Origin of the sequence: Falsiroseomonas oryziterrae, from assembly GCF_021864505.1 — a bacterium.
GTDB lineage: Bacteria > Pseudomonadota > Alphaproteobacteria > Acetobacterales > Acetobacteraceae > Falsiroseomonas > Falsiroseomonas oryziterrae.
Genome location: NZ_JAKJIB010000728.1, coordinates 1 through 526, shown reverse-complemented (window position 1 = coordinate 526; position 526 = coordinate 1). Strand labels below are relative to the sequence as shown.

Genomic DNA, 526 nt, shown 5'->3' with positions numbered 1-526 from the left:
CAGGGCGCCGGCCTGCCGCCGGGCCTTCTGCTGGCGATCGCCCGCGTCGAGAGCGGGCGGCCCCTGCCGCGGAGCGGCGAGCACGCGCGCCCCGGCGGCGGCATCGCGCCCTGGCCGCATGCGATCAACGCCGGCGGCGAAAGCCGCTTCCCGCCGACGCGCGAGGCCGCCATCGCCGAGGTCGAATCCTTCCGCGCGCGCGGCGTGCGCTCCGTCGATGTCGGCTGCATGCAGGTGAACCTGTTCTTCCACCCGGAGGCCTTCGAGAGCCTCGACGCCGCCTTCGATCCCGCGCGCAACGTGGCCTATGCGGTGCGCTTCCTGCGCGAGTTGCGCGCGCGCACCGGCAACTGGGCCGACGCCATCGCGCAGTACCACTCGGCCACGCCGGGGCGCGGCCTGTCCTATCATGCGCGGGTGAACGTGCAGCGGGTGGCGGGCGGGACGCTGATGTCCTCGCCGGCCCTGCTGCGCGACCTCTGCGCGGCGGGCCGGCGGCCGGCGGTGCTGGTCGCGCCGAACGGCC

At 76.2% G+C, this 526-nt stretch carries 1 protein-coding gene; it reads left to right on the top strand.

Annotated features, from left to right (window positions below; all coding sequences use genetic code 11):
* Positions 1 to 526, top strand: a 526-nt coding sequence (locus L2I40_RS24380; RefSeq protein WP_237217901.1) for a lytic transglycosylase domain-containing protein, incomplete at both ends; no start/stop codon positions are given.